This is a genomic window from Teredinibacter sp. KSP-S5-2 (genome assembly GCF_032773895.1).
In the GTDB taxonomy this organism is placed as follows: domain Bacteria; phylum Pseudomonadota; class Gammaproteobacteria; order Pseudomonadales; family Cellvibrionaceae.
Map to the genome: position 1 here is coordinate 738,743 of NZ_CP120416.1, position 17,240 is coordinate 755,982.

At 44.2% G+C, this 17,240-nt stretch carries 13 protein-coding genes; 6 read left to right on the forward strand and 7 right to left on the reverse strand.

Annotation, left to right across the window (positions count from 1 at the left end; all coding sequences use genetic code 11):
- Positions 1 to 12 precede the first annotated feature (12 nt).
- Complete coding sequence (locus P5V12_RS03455; RefSeq protein WP_316955844.1) at positions 13 to 822, forward strand: polysaccharide deacetylase family protein; 810 nt, start codon at positions 13 to 15, stop codon at positions 820 to 822.
- A 102-nt stretch (positions 823 to 924) separates the two neighbouring features.
- Here the strand turns inward: P5V12_RS03455 and P5V12_RS03460 are convergent, their stop codons facing one another.
- The gene (locus tag P5V12_RS03460; RefSeq protein WP_316955845.1) at positions 925 to 2,784 is read right to left on the reverse strand and encodes a glycoside hydrolase family 19 protein; all 1,860 of its coding nucleotides are present in this window, start codon (positions 2,782 to 2,784) and stop codon (positions 925 to 927) included.
- 461 nt (positions 2,785 to 3,245) lie between these two features.
- On the opposite strand from P5V12_RS03460, the gene P5V12_RS03465 reads away from it, so the two are divergent.
- Positions 3,246 to 4,679, forward strand: coding sequence for a hypothetical protein (locus tag P5V12_RS03465; protein WP_316955846.1), 1,434 nt, complete (start codon positions 3,246 to 3,248; stop codon positions 4,677 to 4,679).
- A gap of 281 nt (positions 4,680 to 4,960) precedes the next feature.
- Here the strand turns inward: P5V12_RS03465 and P5V12_RS03470 are convergent, their stop codons facing one another.
- From P5V12_RS03470 to P5V12_RS03480, 3 genes are all read right to left on the reverse strand, one after another.
- Positions 4,961 to 5,593, reverse strand: a complete 633-nt coding sequence (locus P5V12_RS03470) for an HAD family phosphatase (RefSeq protein WP_316955847.1) — start codon at positions 5,591 to 5,593, stop codon at positions 4,961 to 4,963.
- A 92-nt stretch (positions 5,594 to 5,685) separates the two neighbouring features.
- Positions 5,686 to 6,468, reverse strand: a complete 783-nt coding sequence (ppk2, locus tag P5V12_RS03475; RefSeq protein WP_316955848.1) for a polyphosphate kinase 2 — start codon at positions 6,466 to 6,468, stop codon at positions 5,686 to 5,688.
- Positions 6,469 to 6,620: 152 nt separating this feature from the next.
- Positions 6,621 to 8,093, reverse strand: a complete 1,473-nt coding sequence (locus P5V12_RS03480) for an OmpA family protein (protein WP_316955849.1) — start codon at positions 8,091 to 8,093, stop codon at positions 6,621 to 6,623.
- Between the two features lie 317 nt (positions 8,094 to 8,410).
- Here P5V12_RS03480 and fbaA point away from each other — a divergent pair, with 317 nt between their 5' ends.
- Entirely contained in the window at positions 8,411 to 9,490 is a 1,080-nt protein-coding gene (fbaA, locus tag P5V12_RS03485) for a class II fructose-bisphosphate aldolase (RefSeq protein WP_316955850.1), read from the forward strand.
- A gap of 469 nt (positions 9,491 to 9,959) precedes the next feature.
- Here fbaA and P5V12_RS03490 read toward each other — a convergent pair whose 3' ends face one another.
- The 3 genes from P5V12_RS03490 to P5V12_RS03500 form a co-directional block, all read right to left on the reverse strand.
- Positions 9,960 to 10,298: a glutaredoxin family protein gene (locus P5V12_RS03490; RefSeq protein ID WP_316955851.1), complete on the reverse strand. Its 339-nt coding sequence runs from the start codon at positions 10,296 to 10,298 to the stop codon at positions 9,960 to 9,962.
- 190 nt (positions 10,299 to 10,488) lie between these two features.
- Entirely contained in the window at positions 10,489 to 10,926 is a 438-nt protein-coding gene (locus P5V12_RS03495) for a hypothetical protein (RefSeq protein WP_316955852.1), read from the reverse strand.
- Positions 10,927 to 10,935: 9 nt separating this feature from the next.
- The gene (locus tag P5V12_RS03500; RefSeq protein WP_316955853.1) at positions 10,936 to 11,256 is read right to left on the reverse strand and encodes a hypothetical protein; all 321 of its coding nucleotides are present in this window, start codon (positions 11,254 to 11,256) and stop codon (positions 10,936 to 10,938) included.
- Between the two features lie 1,020 nt (positions 11,257 to 12,276).
- Between P5V12_RS03500 and P5V12_RS03505 the strand changes: the two genes are divergently transcribed.
- From P5V12_RS03505 to P5V12_RS03515, 3 genes are all read left to right on the forward strand, one after another.
- The gene (locus P5V12_RS03505; RefSeq protein ID WP_316955854.1) at positions 12,277 to 13,455 is read left to right on the forward strand and encodes an acetate kinase; all 1,179 of its coding nucleotides are present in this window, start codon (positions 12,277 to 12,279) and stop codon (positions 13,453 to 13,455) included.
- 17 nt (positions 13,456 to 13,472) lie between these two features.
- The gene (gene pta / locus P5V12_RS03510) at positions 13,473 to 15,608 is read left to right on the forward strand and encodes a phosphate acetyltransferase (RefSeq protein WP_316955855.1); all 2,136 of its coding nucleotides are present in this window, start codon (positions 13,473 to 13,475) and stop codon (positions 15,606 to 15,608) included.
- A 469-nt stretch (positions 15,609 to 16,077) separates the two neighbouring features.
- Positions 16,078 to 17,217 carry a DUF418 domain-containing protein gene (locus P5V12_RS03515; RefSeq protein ID WP_316955856.1) on the forward strand — a complete coding sequence of 380 codons (1,140 nt, stop codon included), beginning with the start codon at positions 16,078 to 16,080 and terminating at the stop codon, positions 17,215 to 17,217.
- Positions 17,218 to 17,240: the final 23 nt, after the last annotated feature.

The following is a 17,240-nucleotide window of genomic DNA, read 5'->3' on the forward strand; positions in this document are numbered from 1 at the left end:
TGGTAACTCACCATGAATTATAAAAAAATAATCGGTTGTACTTTTCTTTCATTATTAACGCTGGCAGGCAAGAGTAATGCGGTAGAAAGCTTCAAGTGGCCGGGAGGTGCTAAAGCCGCTGTAAGCCTTGCTTATGATGATGCACTGAATTCACAGTTAGATAATGCTATTCCAGCATTGGATAAATATGGTTTAAAAGGCAGTTTCTATGTGTATCCGGCGGGTGGTGTTTTGTTTGACCGGATTGATGAGTGGCGATCTGTTGCACAAAGCGGCCATGAGCTGGGTAATCACTCGCTGTTTCATGAGTGTGATGGCTCTTTGCCAAATCGGGAATGGCAAAAACCCTATCACGATCTTTCCAAAAAAACAGTGGAGCAGGTGCGGGAACAGATCCTGTTAGTCAGTGGTTTTCTGAAAACCGTTGACGGAAAAACGGAACGCACCTACACCGCACCCTGTGGTGATCAAATGGCTTCTGGTGAAAACTATATTGATGCAATTAAGGGTGATTTTGTTGCTGCTAAAGCTTCATTTGGTGGTGTTGTCGCCGATATGTCTAAACTTGATTACTATCGAGTGGGTATGGACGGCCCGGTCGGTTCAACAGGTGAGCAATTGATCGCGATTGTGAAAAGAGCCGCGGCTCAGGGCACTATGGCTAATCTGACCTTCCACGGTATTGGTGGCGATCATTTGTCTGTTTCAAAAGAGGCGCATGAAGAGCTGTTAAAGTATCTTGCTGATAACAAAGATATTTATTGGACTGACTCTTTTATTAACATCATGCAATATGTCAAAGAGCAACAAAAAGCCAAGTAAAACGATTCTGAGTTTTTTGTTGATTGTGGTTCGTTTGGGCTAATAATAAAAAAGCCTTCCTACTCTCATAGGAAGGCTTTTGTTTTCTTACCAGATAGGTAATTACTTATCTAATACAGTCACACCGAAGTAGTTTTTAACACACTCTTCGTAGCCGCCTTTTTCAAGCGCGTCATATGCTGTTTGATAACCTACAAGTTTACAAGCGAAAGACTTGCCGCCGGGCATATCTGGGTAGTATCCCCAGTCTTGATCCCAGTTGAGTAGCAAGCCGCCAGCACCTTCAACCACGTAGGAATCCTGGCCGGCACAGCCCAACTCTTCGTCAGCACCAATAGGTACATTCAAGTGTGCTGCAATGCCTTTGTAGTACTCGATACGGTTAGCGGATTGTGGTTTTTCATTCACGCCATCTGTTGACTGGCCACACTCGATACCACCGTTCACAACGTTAGTGGTTGCACCGAAGCCTGGACGAATACCGCGAGCAAGGTCAACCTCGTTGGGTACCCAAGTGCCATCCATAATGTGCAGGATACTTGGCTTAGGTGATTGTGGTGTGACGGAGAACCAAATAGCAGAAGCAATTGGGTAGTAGGAAGTTGCTACTTTGTCTGGCTCATTCAAGAACACAGTTACGTCACCGAATAGCGCGTATGAGAATGGACCATAATTGAAGTTGTAGCTCAATTGCTTGAAGCCACGACCATAGTACTGAGCGCCTGCGCCACATGGCCATTTTTGGCCTTGCCATGAGTTAGGATCACAGGTTACGTCGTAACCACAACCTGCACCACCTTCCACACAACCGGCTTCGCGTAGGAAGTACATCGCTTGACGCCATGAATCGTATGGAGAGTTAGGATCATGAGCGCCCGTTTCCTGACCACCGTGAGCAATCAATGTCGCAAGGAGCTTACGGCAGATTGCGTCAGAGTCCTGACCTGGATAATCCGCACAGTAACCTGGGAATTTACCGATGGACTGTAAGAAGCCAACATAGGTATAAGCAGGGTTACGAAGTGGGAAAATAAAGTCGAACTCGGCTTCAGAAACAATGCGTTCTACCCGTTTCACGTTGTCTGGGTTAGAAGCGCTTTTAGGAGCGATAGCGAGAACTTCAGACTCTGGACGTACTTGGATGTCTTGTTTAACGCGAGTAAACAATGGCGAACTGGTTAACTCGGTTTCACGTGCTTCCAGATCAGAGCGACACATGGTGTAGCCACCGCTTGAAGCTTGAACACCACAGGTACCGCCTGAGGAAGACGAGCTAGAGCTTGATGAGCTGCTAGATGAAGATGAACTACTGCTGGAGGAGCTGCTGCTTGAAGAAGAGGATGAACTGCTGCTAGAAGAGCTGCTGCTAGAGCTGGAGCTTGTTGAACCACCGCATTCGGATGCGGGAATATCTGCCCAGGCATAGCTGTATGCCCAGCCTACACCGGGTTCATATGCCGCGTTACCAGAAGAACACCAGCCTGCAACGGTACATTTAAAATAGCCGCCAGCATTCGTTACTTTAGCGCCTGAGCTATATGCAGAACCTGCGGAATAGCTTGGGCAAGTGCTGCCGCCTGAAGATGAAGAACTGGACGAGGAAGAGCTGCTGCTTGAGGACGAAGAGCTGCTTGATGAGCTAGACGAACTGCTGCTCGAGGAAGAACTCGAACTGCTAGATGAGCTGCTACTGGATGATGAAGATGAACTTGAAGAGGAAGAACTCGAACAAGCACCGTCATGTGTCCATACCTGCCAGGGGCCGGAATTGGTTGTTGGGTTTGCACCTTGGGTCCACCAATTCGCGGTATACGCGTTTGCTTCGTGTTGGACTTGGGTTCCATTGGTAAATACGGATGAGGCGCTCCATACTGGTAGGCCGTCGCAGTTAACTGCTAATGCCTCGCCAGAAACCAGAGCGGCTCCGGTCAGAGCGACCGATGCGACTGCTTTCTTAAACATTATTATTCTCCAGCGATTAAATATTTTGGGAACTTTTCATTTATTATTTTTATGTATTAGGCGTGAGAGAAACATCCATGAAAGCCTATAACAATACAAAAAAGCTAAGGCGAAAAATAACGGACGATCAGTTTTTATTCAATATTGACATTTGATCCGATCGACATTAGACGCCGATTAACATATATTTATTTTAAATATGTGAACTGAGAACGTATTACTAAATATAATACAATGATACCTGGATGTCGCGCTGTTTTTATGATGTTCATAAGATGAAAAAAAACCACACTTTTTTATGTTTTTTATTGTGGTTAAAGCCTATTTGTTCGTCCTAATTTATTAGCCTCTTCTTACTCCAAAAATAGCATTTTGTGATCGAAGTTGTGGCAGGGGCTGGTTTACCAACGCTGCAAGGGGTAGGATAGAGGCGAATAAAAATAACAAAAAGAGTCGTAATCATGTCTTCCATTTCTCACACCGCTGGCGTAACAGCAACTGCGACACCTGATTCTACCCTGGACTCCACTAAAGCTGGAGATTGGGTTACCGACCGAGCTTGGATATCCGGTGTTATTGGTGCTGTCTCCTTGGTTGCAATTGCTGCTTGGTACAACGTGTCAGGTGCTCTAGGTAATGGCATCGCGTTTGCTGGATACCGATTTACTGATAATCGTTTAGATACAACACTGGCTGCAATTTTTATGGTCACGGGAATCATGCTCTTGGCTGAGTGTGTTCGCCTTTACCTTCGAGATCCTAAAAATTTTTTCCAGATTTCGCCTTTGTTGAAACAGCAAAAATACGTAACGTTTTTTGCCGATAGTTTAGTGAATTATCTTAAGTATTTATTTTTATTATGGTTGGCGATGTTATTTTTCCACTGGGCGGGAGAATATGGTTTTCAACGTCAGGCGCCATATTATCAGGGTTGGTTTAGGTTTCTCGAAATCGTATTTGATACCTATTTATGGTATGGCTTTGTTTATGTGCTTATTACCCGTGCAGTTAAGTATGATCCAGAATCGGACAAAAAGGATTTGGCTGCGCTACTAACGAAAATTGTACTTTTTGCATCATCTGTTATTCCTGGTTTGGAAAAAAACAAAACGCCATTTGAAGATGTACATAAAAAAATTGCCCGCGGTCTTTTTGTTAAGTTGTTCTTTACGCCGTTGATGACAGTCTTTTTTGTCAGTCAGTTTCCCCATCTGGTCAATAATATTGGTTATGTTTTTGGTGCGATCCCCGATATGATTGCCAGTGGTCAATATACGCACCAGAAGTTCAACAACGATCTGTTTAATATTTCTATTGCCTTAATCTTTTCTATCGATGTCGGTTTGGCATGGTGTGGTTATGTGATCTCCTCTCGCTGGGTGGACAACTTAACTTTTTCTGCCGAACCAACCGTGCTTGGTTGGGTAGTGTGTGTTTGTTGTTACCCTCCATTCCAGATGTTCCTGGGTTTGTATTTCCCAGCTCCGGGCGAAAGAGAAGTATTACGTTTTGATAGCCAGTGGATTATTACTTTCTTTACCACCATGATGGTGTTGAGTTACTTGGTATATATGTCGGCTACGCTTTGGTTCGGGGTACGTTTCTCTAACTTGACCAACCGCGGAATTATTCGTCAAGGGCCATTCGCGATTATTCGTCACCCTGCGTATGCATCGAAAAACTTTGCCTGGTGGTGTGTGATGTTTCCGGCAGTTATTTATAACGCAACGCATACGGGTATACATGTGGCGATTACCCAAATTCTTGGTTTGTGCTTTATGACATGGTTCTACTATTTGAGAGCAATTACTGAAGAGCGTCATTTAAGTGCTGACCCATTCTATTTGGAGTATTGTAAGCAAGTGAAATATCGCTTTATTCCCGGTGTGATCTAACCGTCTAATCATTCTTATTTTAAAAAGCCGCTTGCTAAACAAGCGGCTTTTTTTGTGTCTGATAATTCCGATCTCTCTTGATAACGTGTTAGTCAGAGAAGGGGGTGGGAATTTTTTTGCGAGAGGAAAGGATCTATTAATTGGCTTCCGAGTTCGAAAAAAAAGCGCGGAGTTTTAGTTTCAAAACACTCAATTCAGGGATGAATTGAGTGAGCCACATGGCTGTGTTTATGCGGTTTTGAAACTGAAACTCAGTGCTTAAGTTATTATATATGACTCGTTCAATTGGTTGCTGGCGCAATAATCCCGGCATTTACCAATGCGGTTTCCACTTCTTCAATTCCTTTGGTATGCACCGCATTAAAGCCCAGAGATAATGCCGTGTCGATATTGGCAATATTGTCATCCATAAAAAATATTTTTTCGGGGGAGATATTCAATTTCTCCGCGACCTGAACAAACCCTTCTTCGCCTGGTTTCATATGTCCTATTTGAAAGGAGGCAAAATAATGATCGAAGTCCTTATCCAATTGCATTTCTTTCATCAACCGAGGCCAGTGGGCTGCACTGGTGTTGGAGTAAATTGCCCGAATAAAGTGTTCTGGAATTCGGCGAACAACATCGAGTGCGCCGGGGAAAAGCCCTTTGGGCCAATGAGTAAAATATTCTAAATAAAACTCCGGGGTGACATTCAGTTGCTGCTCCTCGACAAATTGTCGAGCAAAGTCTTCGCAGCGGATTTTTCCAGTTTCATACTGATGTAATGCCTTAGAGTTGGCTGAGGCTTGCCAAACATCCATATCACTGTTGGTCAACGGTGACCATTCGTGTTTAAACGGGGGGCCGCCCAAATCGACGAGAACACCACCTAAATCAAATAACACTACCTGGATTTTGCTTGATAAATCTGACACCTAACGACTACCCGTATGTGATGAATGAAACCGTGATTTAAGCATATTGGGGGTGAAAGCTGTATTAAGCACAGAGTCTGGATTAGTTGGTCCTAATATTTGTTTGGCACCCAGTGCTGTTCATCCTTCGGAGTTCGCATGTACCCGGTTTTGTTTATTTCGGGCAACTCTATGGCGGGGTAGTCAATTTCCTTGTAGGGAATTTGCTTTAGAAAATGGGATATACAATTGAGCCGTGCTCGTCGTTTATCATCGGCATTCACCACAAACCACGGACTGTGTTTGGTGTCGGTGTAATCAAACATTACATCTTTTGCTCGTGAGTATTCCGCCCAGCGTGAACGGGACTCCAGATCCATTGGGCTGAACTTCCAGCGTTTAATGGGTTTGTGAATGCGTTGCAGAAAACGGGCTTCCTGCACTTCATCGGAGACAGAAAACCAGTACTTGATTAACACCAGCCCGGAACGGATAAGCATACGTTCAAACTCAGGGCAGGCGCGTAAGAAGTCGTTGTATTCTTCCTCGCTGCAAAAACCCATGACATGTTCAACCCCGGCTCGGTTGTACCAGCTTCGGTCGAATAGCACCATCTCTCCCGCAGCGGGTAAATGTGCTACGTAACGTTGGAAGTACCATTGGGTTTTTTCCCGTTCCGTTGGGGAGGGCAGAGCTGCAATTCGGCATACACGAGGATTGAGTTTTTCAGTCATACGCTTGATGACGCCACCTTTCCCGGCAGCATCCCGGCCTTCAAAGATAACGGCAATGCGCAGCCCCTTGTGTTTAACCCATTCCTGAAGCTTCACCAGTTCGGTTTGCAGTTTTTTCAGTTCTTGTTCGTAAAAGGTTTTATCCAGTTTTTTCTTACTCATAACACTACTTTTTGGGGATTTTTACGACGGTAATTTATTAAGTGTAGTCAAGCTTACTGCAGGACTTTTGAGAATAGACAGCAACTTAGCGCTATATGGGTTGTTGATTGTGAAAGGAGAACACGTGTTGGTGTTCTCCTTTGTGTGGTGGATCAGGATGCAGATAGATCCAGATTGGGTGCGATACGAATATCGATTCTGCGATTTTTGGCTCTTCCTTGTGGTGTCTCATTGTTGGCAACGGGTCGTGTTTCGCCATAGCCCACTGCGTCGACAGTGGTATTGGAAAAGCCGCCGTGAGTCATCATGTACTCTTTTACTGATAGAGCCCGCTTTTCCGAGAGGATCAGATTCATGTCATCGCCGCCAAATGAGTCTGTATGGCCTTCAATCACGACGGTGCCTTGGGGGAATATTTTGATGGCGTTGACCACTTTTTGCAGGAGTTTGTAATCCTTGGTTTTTAGCGTGCTGCTGCCAGAGGCGAAGCTTAAACCTGCGAGTCGAATGTAGATCTGGTCTGAATCGCGGAAGACAGTGGCTTCAAAGCGACTGAAAGTACCTTCAATTTCTTTCACTTTTTGTCGGATTTTTTCCTGTGCCAGCAGGCGGCGTTGTAACTCTGCCTCGGCACTGGCAACGCCACCCAGTTTTTGACTGAGTTCGCCAACCTGTTGATTCAGTGACAGAATCTGGCTGTCCCGGTCATTGATATCCTGCTGCTGCTCTTGCTTCAGAGCGTAGGAAGAGTCGATGTGAGCGATTACTTCGTTTGCGACGGGCTGATAGCCTTTGTCAAATTCCGCTTGAATATCTGCTGCTGCCGCGACCTGCTGCAATGGTGACTCCCATTCAAGAATCAGGTCTTCGTCGGTCTTATCCTTGTCCTTCTTCTCTTTAAGGTAACCTGTTAAGAAGATGGCATGCCTGGCCTCATAGTTGGCTTCTTTCGCCAGGCTACGTGGTTCGTCTATGTCGTAACGGTTTTCGGTCAATGCTTTTTCGGCTTGCATAAGAAGATTTTGAGCCTTGGCGAATGTTTTTGGTGCGTATTTCTTGGCTTTCACCTTCTCAGCCTTGGTAATCAAGGTTCGGGTTTGATCCAGATATTTGGCTTTGATTGCTGTTAGCTCCAGGTTACGGAAGTCTTCTTGAGCATCTTTGGCTTTACTCATGGCCAGGGGTTGATTACCTGATTCCAGCGTGCTGATTGCCGACGTATAGTTGCGTTCGGCTTTTTTCCACTTGTTTGGGTCCATCGATTGGGCTTTAGCCTTAATGGCATCATGTCGGGCTTTGATTAGCCCGGATAGTTTCTGTTGGGCTATCTCAGATGCAAACTGCGCTTTTTGAAATTGCTCCACGGCCTTTTTCAGAGTGGCGTCGATGCTTTCAACGGTTTTGCCTTTGCTGTATCTGTCTTCTGCAGACTCAAGGGTCTTTAATGCTTTGTTGAAGCTCTTGGGAGCGAATTCATTGGCGTCTTTATCTGCAGCGGACTGTTTGGCAAGGTAGGCATTGGCAAACAGCCGACTTTTTACCGAGTCTGCACCTGCAGGGGTAAGTGTAAAAGCCAGTACGGCAAATAGAATAATTGACCAGGTTCGGTGAGCAATGAGGGTCATTGGCATCTCCTTATTTTAGTTGTTGGTTAGAGCGGAGGCCCAAAAGCCGTATTCCCAGTGCGTACATCTCCGTTGATATGGGGCAACCCCCTGCGATTTTCAGCGACTGTAACATAGATTATTGATTAAAATCAGCGACTTATGTGGGGTTATGACGGAATATGCTGCTTCTGTAAATTAGGCATAAGCTGAACGCTTAAAAAAACGGGCTGCTTGTGTCAAAATACGCGCGATTTTTGGCCCCTCACACGCGAGCGTAGCTCAGGGTCAAGTAACCCGTTCACTCTTACCTTAAACCCCATAAATAGGAAGGTTTCATGACTCAGAAAGTATCCGACGTCGTAAAGGCTGGCGTTGTCACTGGCGATGATGTGCAAAAAATATTTGCAGTTGCTAAAGCCAATAAATTCGCATTACCAGCGGTAAACTGCGTTGGTACTAACTCGATTAACGCTACATTGGAAGCTGCGGCTAAAGCCAAGTCTCCTGTTGTGGTTCAATTTTCTAACGGCGGTGCAGCTTTCGTTGCAGGTAAAGGCTTTAAAGGTGAAGGTCAGCAAGCGGCTATCTTGGGTGCGGTTGCTGGTGCCAAACACGTTCATCAAATGGCTGAAGCATACGGCGTACCTGTTATCCTTCATACAGACCATGCTGCAAAAAAATTGCTTCCTTGGATCGACGGTCTTTTGGACGCAGGTGAAAAACACTTTGCTGAAACAGGCAAGCCATTGTTCAGTTCGCACATGATTGATTTGTCTGAAGAGTCACTTGAAGAAAATATCGGAACTTGTGCCAAGTACCTTGAGCGCATGAGCAAAATCGGTATGACTCTTGAGATTGAATTGGGTTGTACTGGTGGTGAAGAAGACGGTGTGGACAATACCGGTATGGATTCTTCTATGTTGTACACGCAACCAGAAGATGTTGCTTATGCTTACGAAGTATTGTCAAAAGTAAGTGACAAGTTCACTATCGCGGCTTCATTCGGTAACGTTCACGGTGTTTATAAACCAGGTAACGTGAAGTTGACTCCAGTAATTCTTAAAAATTCTCAAGCCTATGTTTCTGAGAAATTTGGTTTGCCGGAAAACACGCTTAACTTTGTTTTCCATGGTGGTTCAGGTTCTTCTGCTGAAGAAATTGAAGAGTCAATCGGTTACGGTGTAATTAAAATGAACATCGATACTGATACTCAATGGGCTGCATGGGACGGTATTCGTACTTACTACAAAGATAAAGAAGCGTATCTTCAAGGCCAAATTGGTAACCCAGATGGTGAAGATTCACCAAATAAAAAATATTACGATCCTCGTGTATGGCAGCGTAAGGCTGAAGAAAGCATGACTGATCGTTTGCTTCAAGCATTTAACGAGCTTAACGCGACTAACTCTCTATAATTTCAGTCGAATTGGCTTTCAAAAAAACCGCCGCTTTTTAGTGGCGGTTTTTTTATGCATTGGATATGGAGGTTACTGTAGCGCATGTGTTTTTGCTGGAAAAAGGAATACAACAGGAATGGAAAGTGGACCAAGAAATGCAACCAATAGGTTTTTAAATAAGGTGAGTTTTACGCCTCTTTTGTGCATAAGCCAGTAACTAACTGCGGAACCTACTAACCATAAGATTACGGGTATATATATTGTCATAATTCATTTTCCTTTGAAGCGATATATCATCTATGTGAGTTGCATGAACCGGTATAAAAGCGAGCGAGATCTTTTGCCTAGACTTCAATGGTATCAAGGTCTATGTGATATTTGAGGTATAGTCACTAAAGCTATTGTGAATATGTAAGGCTTCCCCATAAACATAAAGTTCCAATATAAGTTTGAGATGAAAGCATGAGGTAAAAAGGTGAGAGGTGAGTTACGACTGCTTTGCCAGTTTTAATATTCGGTTAGGGTTATAACCCTTAATAACCTCACCTTTAATAAGTAATACGGGAATACCGCTGCCTCCAAGTGCTTTATACTGTCGTTTTCCTTCTTGTGATTTTTCTATGTCATATTCGAAATAATCAATACCATTATCTTTTAGCAGTTTTCTTGCTTTGGCACAGTAGCCGCACCATGCCGTCGAATACAGAATTACTTTGCCATTATGGGCCGCAGCAAAATCAGGAGGAGGGTTCAGTAGACTATTTATACTGCCCCAGTATTGAAATATAAGTAACGCTGCAGCAATGACTAATACCTTTTTAAACACCCTATATCTCCTTTAGTTTTTTGGGTATTTAATCAGATATTGATTGACGAGTCATCTGTTGTTGCTGATGTGGGCTTGATATAACCCTGAGGGATGGTAGTTGTTTGTGTTTTGGTTCTTCATCCAGAATCTAAACACCTCCTGTCAGCATTATGGAGGTGTTTAGGCCGGGGTTTATTGCATGGAACTATTAAATTTGCAGTTGAGGACAGTCTTTTACTTTCTGTGGCGCTGCTGCTGATAAACTTTTTACAAAGTTATTGGCTATCTCTTTTGCTTGGGAAACACTAATTACCCCTGGAGCTAACTCAACAATTTTCTCGTAAGCTGTGCTTTGTTGATCCAAAAATTCGGCACTTTTACCTATAATAAGTAAGGCTGGGACCGCCACTTCCACATTATCCCCTGCATAGTTTAAGGCAAGTTCAGCATTTTGCATGGCCCCATAAAAGTCACAATTAATAAAAGCCTGTGTGGCCAGCTCTTTTTCTTCTTTCCCTGATTTGTTGCTGCAAGCAATAAGGGTGAGCGATAAAATAATACAAAATACGTATTTCACATTGATTCCTTTGGTATAAAAATAAATCAAGTTTTGGAACGGTTGATCGGTGCGTTGTACATCTCTCATTTTTGTATGTTATGAGAAAACAATGCCGAGCACATACCATATTGCTGCGGGAATAAGGGCAATAATTATGCCTTTGACATATGTTGTATCAAGAATGAATTTATACGCCGCCCCTGTTATTAAAAAGACATAGAGAGTTGCAACAAGAGCATTAGTGTTTGCTCCTGGAAGCATCGGCGCGATAGTGCTCGATGCAATGCCTCCAACGATAACAGCAATTACACTGCTGACCAGATCCGATTTTCCAGCGTCAAGCTTTTTGGCTGCAAGCATTACTGGAACGAAACAGATAACGACAATTAAAAATCCAACGAGAAGTATATTGATCATTTTTTTCCCTAAGTTACTGGTAAATTAACATGACTTTTCATGTGTTGTATAAGAAGAGCTTGTATACAAGGAAGGCTGTAGAACAGTTCGTAGATGGATTGAATTGTCTGAATGCCAATTTTTAACTCTTAGTTTGATGTGAAATAAAACCCGTTTTCTCATATAAGAGATTTTTAAGGGTTTTTCGTTCTAATTTGGCGCTGTATTCTGGAATACAACGTGATGTATAAGCTTTCGCACCAGATTAGCTAAACTAAAAATCTATCATGCCCGCGGTGAATATCTACCCTGAAAAGTGGTAGGTTTATCATCGTTTTTTGATATGAATTTAGACGCCATCCTTATTCAGGGCCGCTAATATTAGCAAACCGGTCGTCCGTAAATGGAATCACATGCTTGGGTTAAAAATCGACTTTCGGTGGTGATGTTCTAATTCGCTGAGTAGAAACCTATCATATTGAATGACCCGCTTCTTATTGTTGGGTTCTATTCTCAATATTTCTTTTGCATGAGTTTCTTATGTGCGGATTGCATGCGATTTCTGTTTATTTTTTCACAACTAGATCAACCATTCGTTTGCCCTTGCGAGTGATGCCTGAGGCCTGAAATTCATAGCAATGTGGTCAGGCTTTTGTCCACTCCAGGGGAGAATCACGTATTGGGCTTTAATGGGGTGTTATGGGGCCATTATCCAATTGATCTGGGGAACAGGGAGGGCGGAGTGAGATGATACTGGCGTAACTCTCATGTTTTGATATGTTCAGCATTATAAAACCTGGGTCTAGGTTAAAATTAAGCGATCTAGTGAGAGTTCGCCGGAGTGCCTATATTCTATTCAGAAGTAGTGCCTGTTCGGGGGGCTGGAGGCCAAATACCCGTGTCTTATTCGGGGAGAAATAATCCGTACGAAATTAGTGGGTTATAAAAGAATTTGCGGTTGATATTTATCAACGCGCACTTTGGCTATCGACCTATGATAATCATTAATCCAACCTCTCTTTTTCACAAACTGGTGCAGTAATGAGTTCCTTTTTAACTTTGGTCATTAACTCAGGCAGTTCTTCTGTCAAATTCAGTGTATTTCTTTCACCTGAGCAGACATGTGTTGCCTCTGGAGCAGCAGATGGATTGGGCAACGAGCATGCAAAGATCAAGTTGGTATCCAACGGTGAAAAACAGGTTGTTCCTCTGCCAGGTGCAGATCATCAGCAGGCGTTGGAAAAGTGTTTTGAGATGTTTGCTGAAAAGGGCATTGATCTGGACAGTATAAAAACGGTTGGTCATCGTGTGGTGCATGGCGGTGAAGCCTTTAACTCTTCTGTGGTGATAAATGATGACGTTATTGAGAAGATTAAAGCGTGCTCCAGTCTGGCTCCCTTACATAACCCTGCGAACCTGCTGGGCATCGAAGTAACTCAAAAACTGATCCCTGGAGCAACCCAAATAGCCGTATTTGATACTGCTTTTCACCAATCCTTGGATCAGATTCATTATTTATATCCAGTACCCTGGTCATGGTATGAAGACTATGGTGTACGTAAGTATGGCTTTCATGGCACCAGCCATGAATATGTCTCCCAGCAAGCTGTTCAGCAACTGAATCTTGATCCCAAATCACACGGTGTTCTTGTGGCGCATATTGGTGGCGGGGTAAGTGCAACAGCGGTGGAAAATGGCAAAAGTGTTGATACCACCATGGGACTCACACCGCTCGAAGGTTTAATGATGGGCACACGCAGTGGTGATGTAGACCCCTCGTTACACAAATATATGGCGGATACCGCAGGTATGAGCTTGAATGAAGTGGATCATCAGCTGAATAAAGCGAGTGGTTTACTGGGGATTAGTGGTGTCAGCGATGATATGCGTCCCATTGAGGCAAATGCTCTTGAGGGAGATCCCCGCTGTTTGTTAGCGGTGGATATGTTTAGTTTGAAACTGGCCAAATATCTGGCGGCGCTATCGGTTTCTCTTTCTCGTATCGACGCGTTGGTTTTTACCGGAGGCATTGGTGAGAACTCGGCGTTTGTCAGGCAAAAAATTGTGAAGTATCTGGTGCATTTAGGCTTTCAGATAGATGAAAAGTTAAATGAACAAAACGCAGCGGTGATCAGTGAAATTTCATCGCGCAAAATTGCTGTGATTGCAACCAATGAAGAGTTGCAGATTGCGAATCATTGTCTAGCGTTATCAAAATAGGTCAGGCGAATAGAGTTATGCAAACATCTTTTTTCTTAGCCCCGACTGGAGTAAATACCGGGTTAACATCTATCTGCTTGGGGTTCGTTCGAGCATTGGACCGCATGGGTGTTCGGGTAGCGTTTTGCAAACCGATCTCTCAAAGCTACGGTTCTGATTCCGAACCTGATCGCTCAACCCACTTAATCAAAGCCACGGTTGGATTACAGCCTGCGCCGCCTTTACCTCTCAGCTATGCGCAGCAGCTTATGTCTCGTGGTTTGGAAGGGCGTTTGATGGAAGAGGTGATTCATATCTTCCAGAAAAGCGCGCTCGATGCCGATGTGATCGTAATTGAAGGCTTGGTGCCGATTGGCGACGAGAGCTATATTGCCAAAATAAACCGGGAAATGGCTCGTGCACTAAACAGCAATATTATTCTGGTGACGGCGCGCAATGCTCAGCGGTCTTACGCGTTAAATGATCAAATCGAAATGACTGCCAGTTTATTTGGTGGTGTGGACTCGCCTCAGGTGTTGGGCTGTATTCATAATAAAATTGGTGCTCCTAAAGTTCGTCAACAACATGTGACAACCGATGAAGAACCTGATGAGGCTGAAATTGTAGAACCGGATCGCGCGCGAATTCGTGAGCGGTTAAAAGTTTTTCATAATCCGAATTTTAAAGTTCTTGGCGCTATTCCCTGGAACCCGAACTTAATTGCACCGAGAACCAAAGACGTTGCCGATTATTTACAGGCAACGGTTATTAACGAAGGCCATATGGCTGAGCGACGGGTACAACTGATTACACTATGTGCGCGTACTGTGCCGAATATGTTACATACCCTGAAGCCGGGGACACTGCTGGTGACACCGGGCGACCGTACCGACATTATGCTTGCTGCGGCGTTGGCTGCAATTAAAGGCGTGCCTTTGGCGGGGATTGTGTTTACTGGAGACATGTTACCGCCGGACAATGTACTTGAGCATTGTGATGCGGCAATGAAAACCGGTCTGCCGATTATTCTTTGCCACGAAAACACCTGGCGAACGGCTCAGTTACTCAACATGATGAATACGGAAGTTCCAGCCGATGATGTCGAGCGGATGGACTTGGTGATGGATTCCATTGCCACCCATCTAGATGCAAATTTCTTGATGGATTGTGTCAGCAAGCAAACGGAGAAGCGTCTTTCTCCCGCGGCTTTCCGCCACCAACTTGTGCAGTTGGCCAACAAGGCGGCCAAACGTATTGTGTTACCGGAAGGGCATGAACCTAGAACCATTGAAGCCGCAATACGCTGCCATGAAAAAGGGATCGCGCGGTGTGTGCTTGTCGGTAAGTTAGAGCGTGTAACCGAAGTGGCGGTCAATCACGGCCTTTCTTTGCCAAGCAATATTGAGGTTATTGACCCGGATGAAGTTCGCCACCGCTATATTCCGCATTTGGTGGAGTTACGTAAGCATAAAGGCATGACTGAACCCATGGCGGAAAACCAACTCGGTGACAATGTCGCTTTGGGCACCTTGATGCTTGCATTAAATGAAGTAGACGGGTTAGTGAGTGGGGCGGTTCATACTACAGCCAATACCATTCGCCCTGCGTTACAACTTATCAAAACCAAACCCGGTGTGAGCCTGGTGAGTTCGGTATTCTTTATGTGTTTACCGGATCAGGTTTTGGTTTATGGTGACTGTGCGGTGAACCCTGACCCCAATGCTGAAGAACTTGCTGATATTGCAATTCAATCCGGTTTGTCGGCCAAATCCTTGGGTATTGAGCCGCGTATCGCCATGATTTCTTATTCAACCGGGACATCGGGTACCGGATCGGATGTGGATAAGGTAAGAAAGGCGACAGAAATTGCCAAAGAAAAATGCCCGGACTTAATCATTGATGGGCCTTTGCAATATGACGCGGCATCTGATGCGAATGTTGCGCGTTCCAAAGCACCGGATAGCCCTGTTGCAGGCAAGGCAACAGTATTTATTTTCCCTGACTTAAACACGGGTAACACGACATACAAAGCCGTTCAGCGTTCGGCAAAAGTTGTGTCTATTGGTCCAATGTTGCAGGGCATGGCAAAACCAGTGAACGACCTTTCTCGCGGTGCCACTGTGGAAGATATTGTTTATACCATTGCTCTTACTGCCATTCAGGCTGATCAATAAGGTGTTTTCCCCCTTGCTTTGTGGTGTGGCACAAAGTGAGGGGCATCTCTCACGACAAAAGCCTCCCGGTTTTTTAGAGATTCAAAATACGATTTTATTCCATTCGATCTTTATTCTTGGCAACGTTGAAAAATGCGAACCGGCAAACATCGTAATCTAAGCCTTTAAGCATCGGAGCGTTAGCCAAATAGTATGTCGCATTTTGGCTAACCCATTTAATGTCATTGCATTTCATTTCATATCTGTCCCCTGATACTCGGATTTTTTCTGCCTTTGCTCTTACTCAACATGTATGCTCAAAAAGCCAAACTTGCTTTGTTTGGCGGGACGTAGGTGTGTCAGGCGTCTTAATTCAATGAGTGTGTACAATTCCTGGCATATGGGTAACTAACTTAAGACACTCGATAACTGAGTTCAGTTGTGCGACCTAGTACATTAGCCTCAAGGGCATTTTTTTGGGGATAATAATGTGAACAGTCGTATTCTGGGGTTGGATGTATCCAGAGCGTTTGCTGTGTTTGGCATGGTGCTGGTTAATTACCAACTGGTTATGGGTGCCGATGAAGGTAGTGCTTGGTTACTGAAATTGGTACACAGTATTGAAGGCAGAGCGGTAGCGCTTTTTATCGTACTTGCTGGTGTTGGTGTGTCTTTAAAAATTCAGGCACTTACTCTTCATCACGATCATAATTTAGTACGCAATTATCAGCGACAGCTAATAAAACGCGCTATGTTGTTATTTGTATTCGGTGTTGTGTTTTCCTTTGTCTGGCCTGCGGATATTTTACGCTTTTATGGAATGTATTTTTTCATCGCCAGTGTCATTGCCGTTTATTCCAGTCGAGCGTTAATTAGTCTTGGAGTACTTTCTATTTTGGCATTTGTTTTGGGAGTGATGTTGTTTGACTATGAAGCAGGCTGGGATTTTTCAACATTAACCTATCAAGACTTCTGGACCTTACATGGCGCAACACGATATTTGCTGTTTAACGGTTTTCATCCTGTATTCCCCTGGGTTGCTTTCTTTATTGCGGGAATGTGGTTGGCCAGACAAAATTTATTGAACAGCTATTCAAGAATACGCTTGATGATTAAATCGCTTTTCTTTTGGCTGGCAATTGAAAGCTTGTCCCGTCTACTTGTTGGATGGGTAACGAAATCAGGCCTTGATCCTACTGGTGAGTGGATATCACTATGTTTGACGAAACCGATGCCGCCATCTCCCTTATATGTATTTGCTGCCACAGCGTTTGCGATTTTCTTTATCTGTGCAATTATTTCATTGATTAAATCTATTGAACATTGGGTGGGGGTGAAACTACTTGCAAAAACCGGGCAGCTATCACTGTCTCTTTACATATTGCATGTCATGATTGGTATGGCCGTTATTGAAGGGTTGGGCCTGATGGATGGCCAGTCCATTGAAGTTGCAGTAAGCGCAGCACTTATTTATTGCGTTTTTGCCGTCATTTTTTCTTGCTGTTGGTTAACGTTTTTTCGTGGTGGCCCTTTCGAAACATTATTTAATCGCTTGATACGTTGGGAACTGCCGTTTAATAAAAAATATTCCGTTGCGAAATCACAGAAAACTGCCACGATTCAGCGTTAACATGTTGTGTATGTTAGTCAATT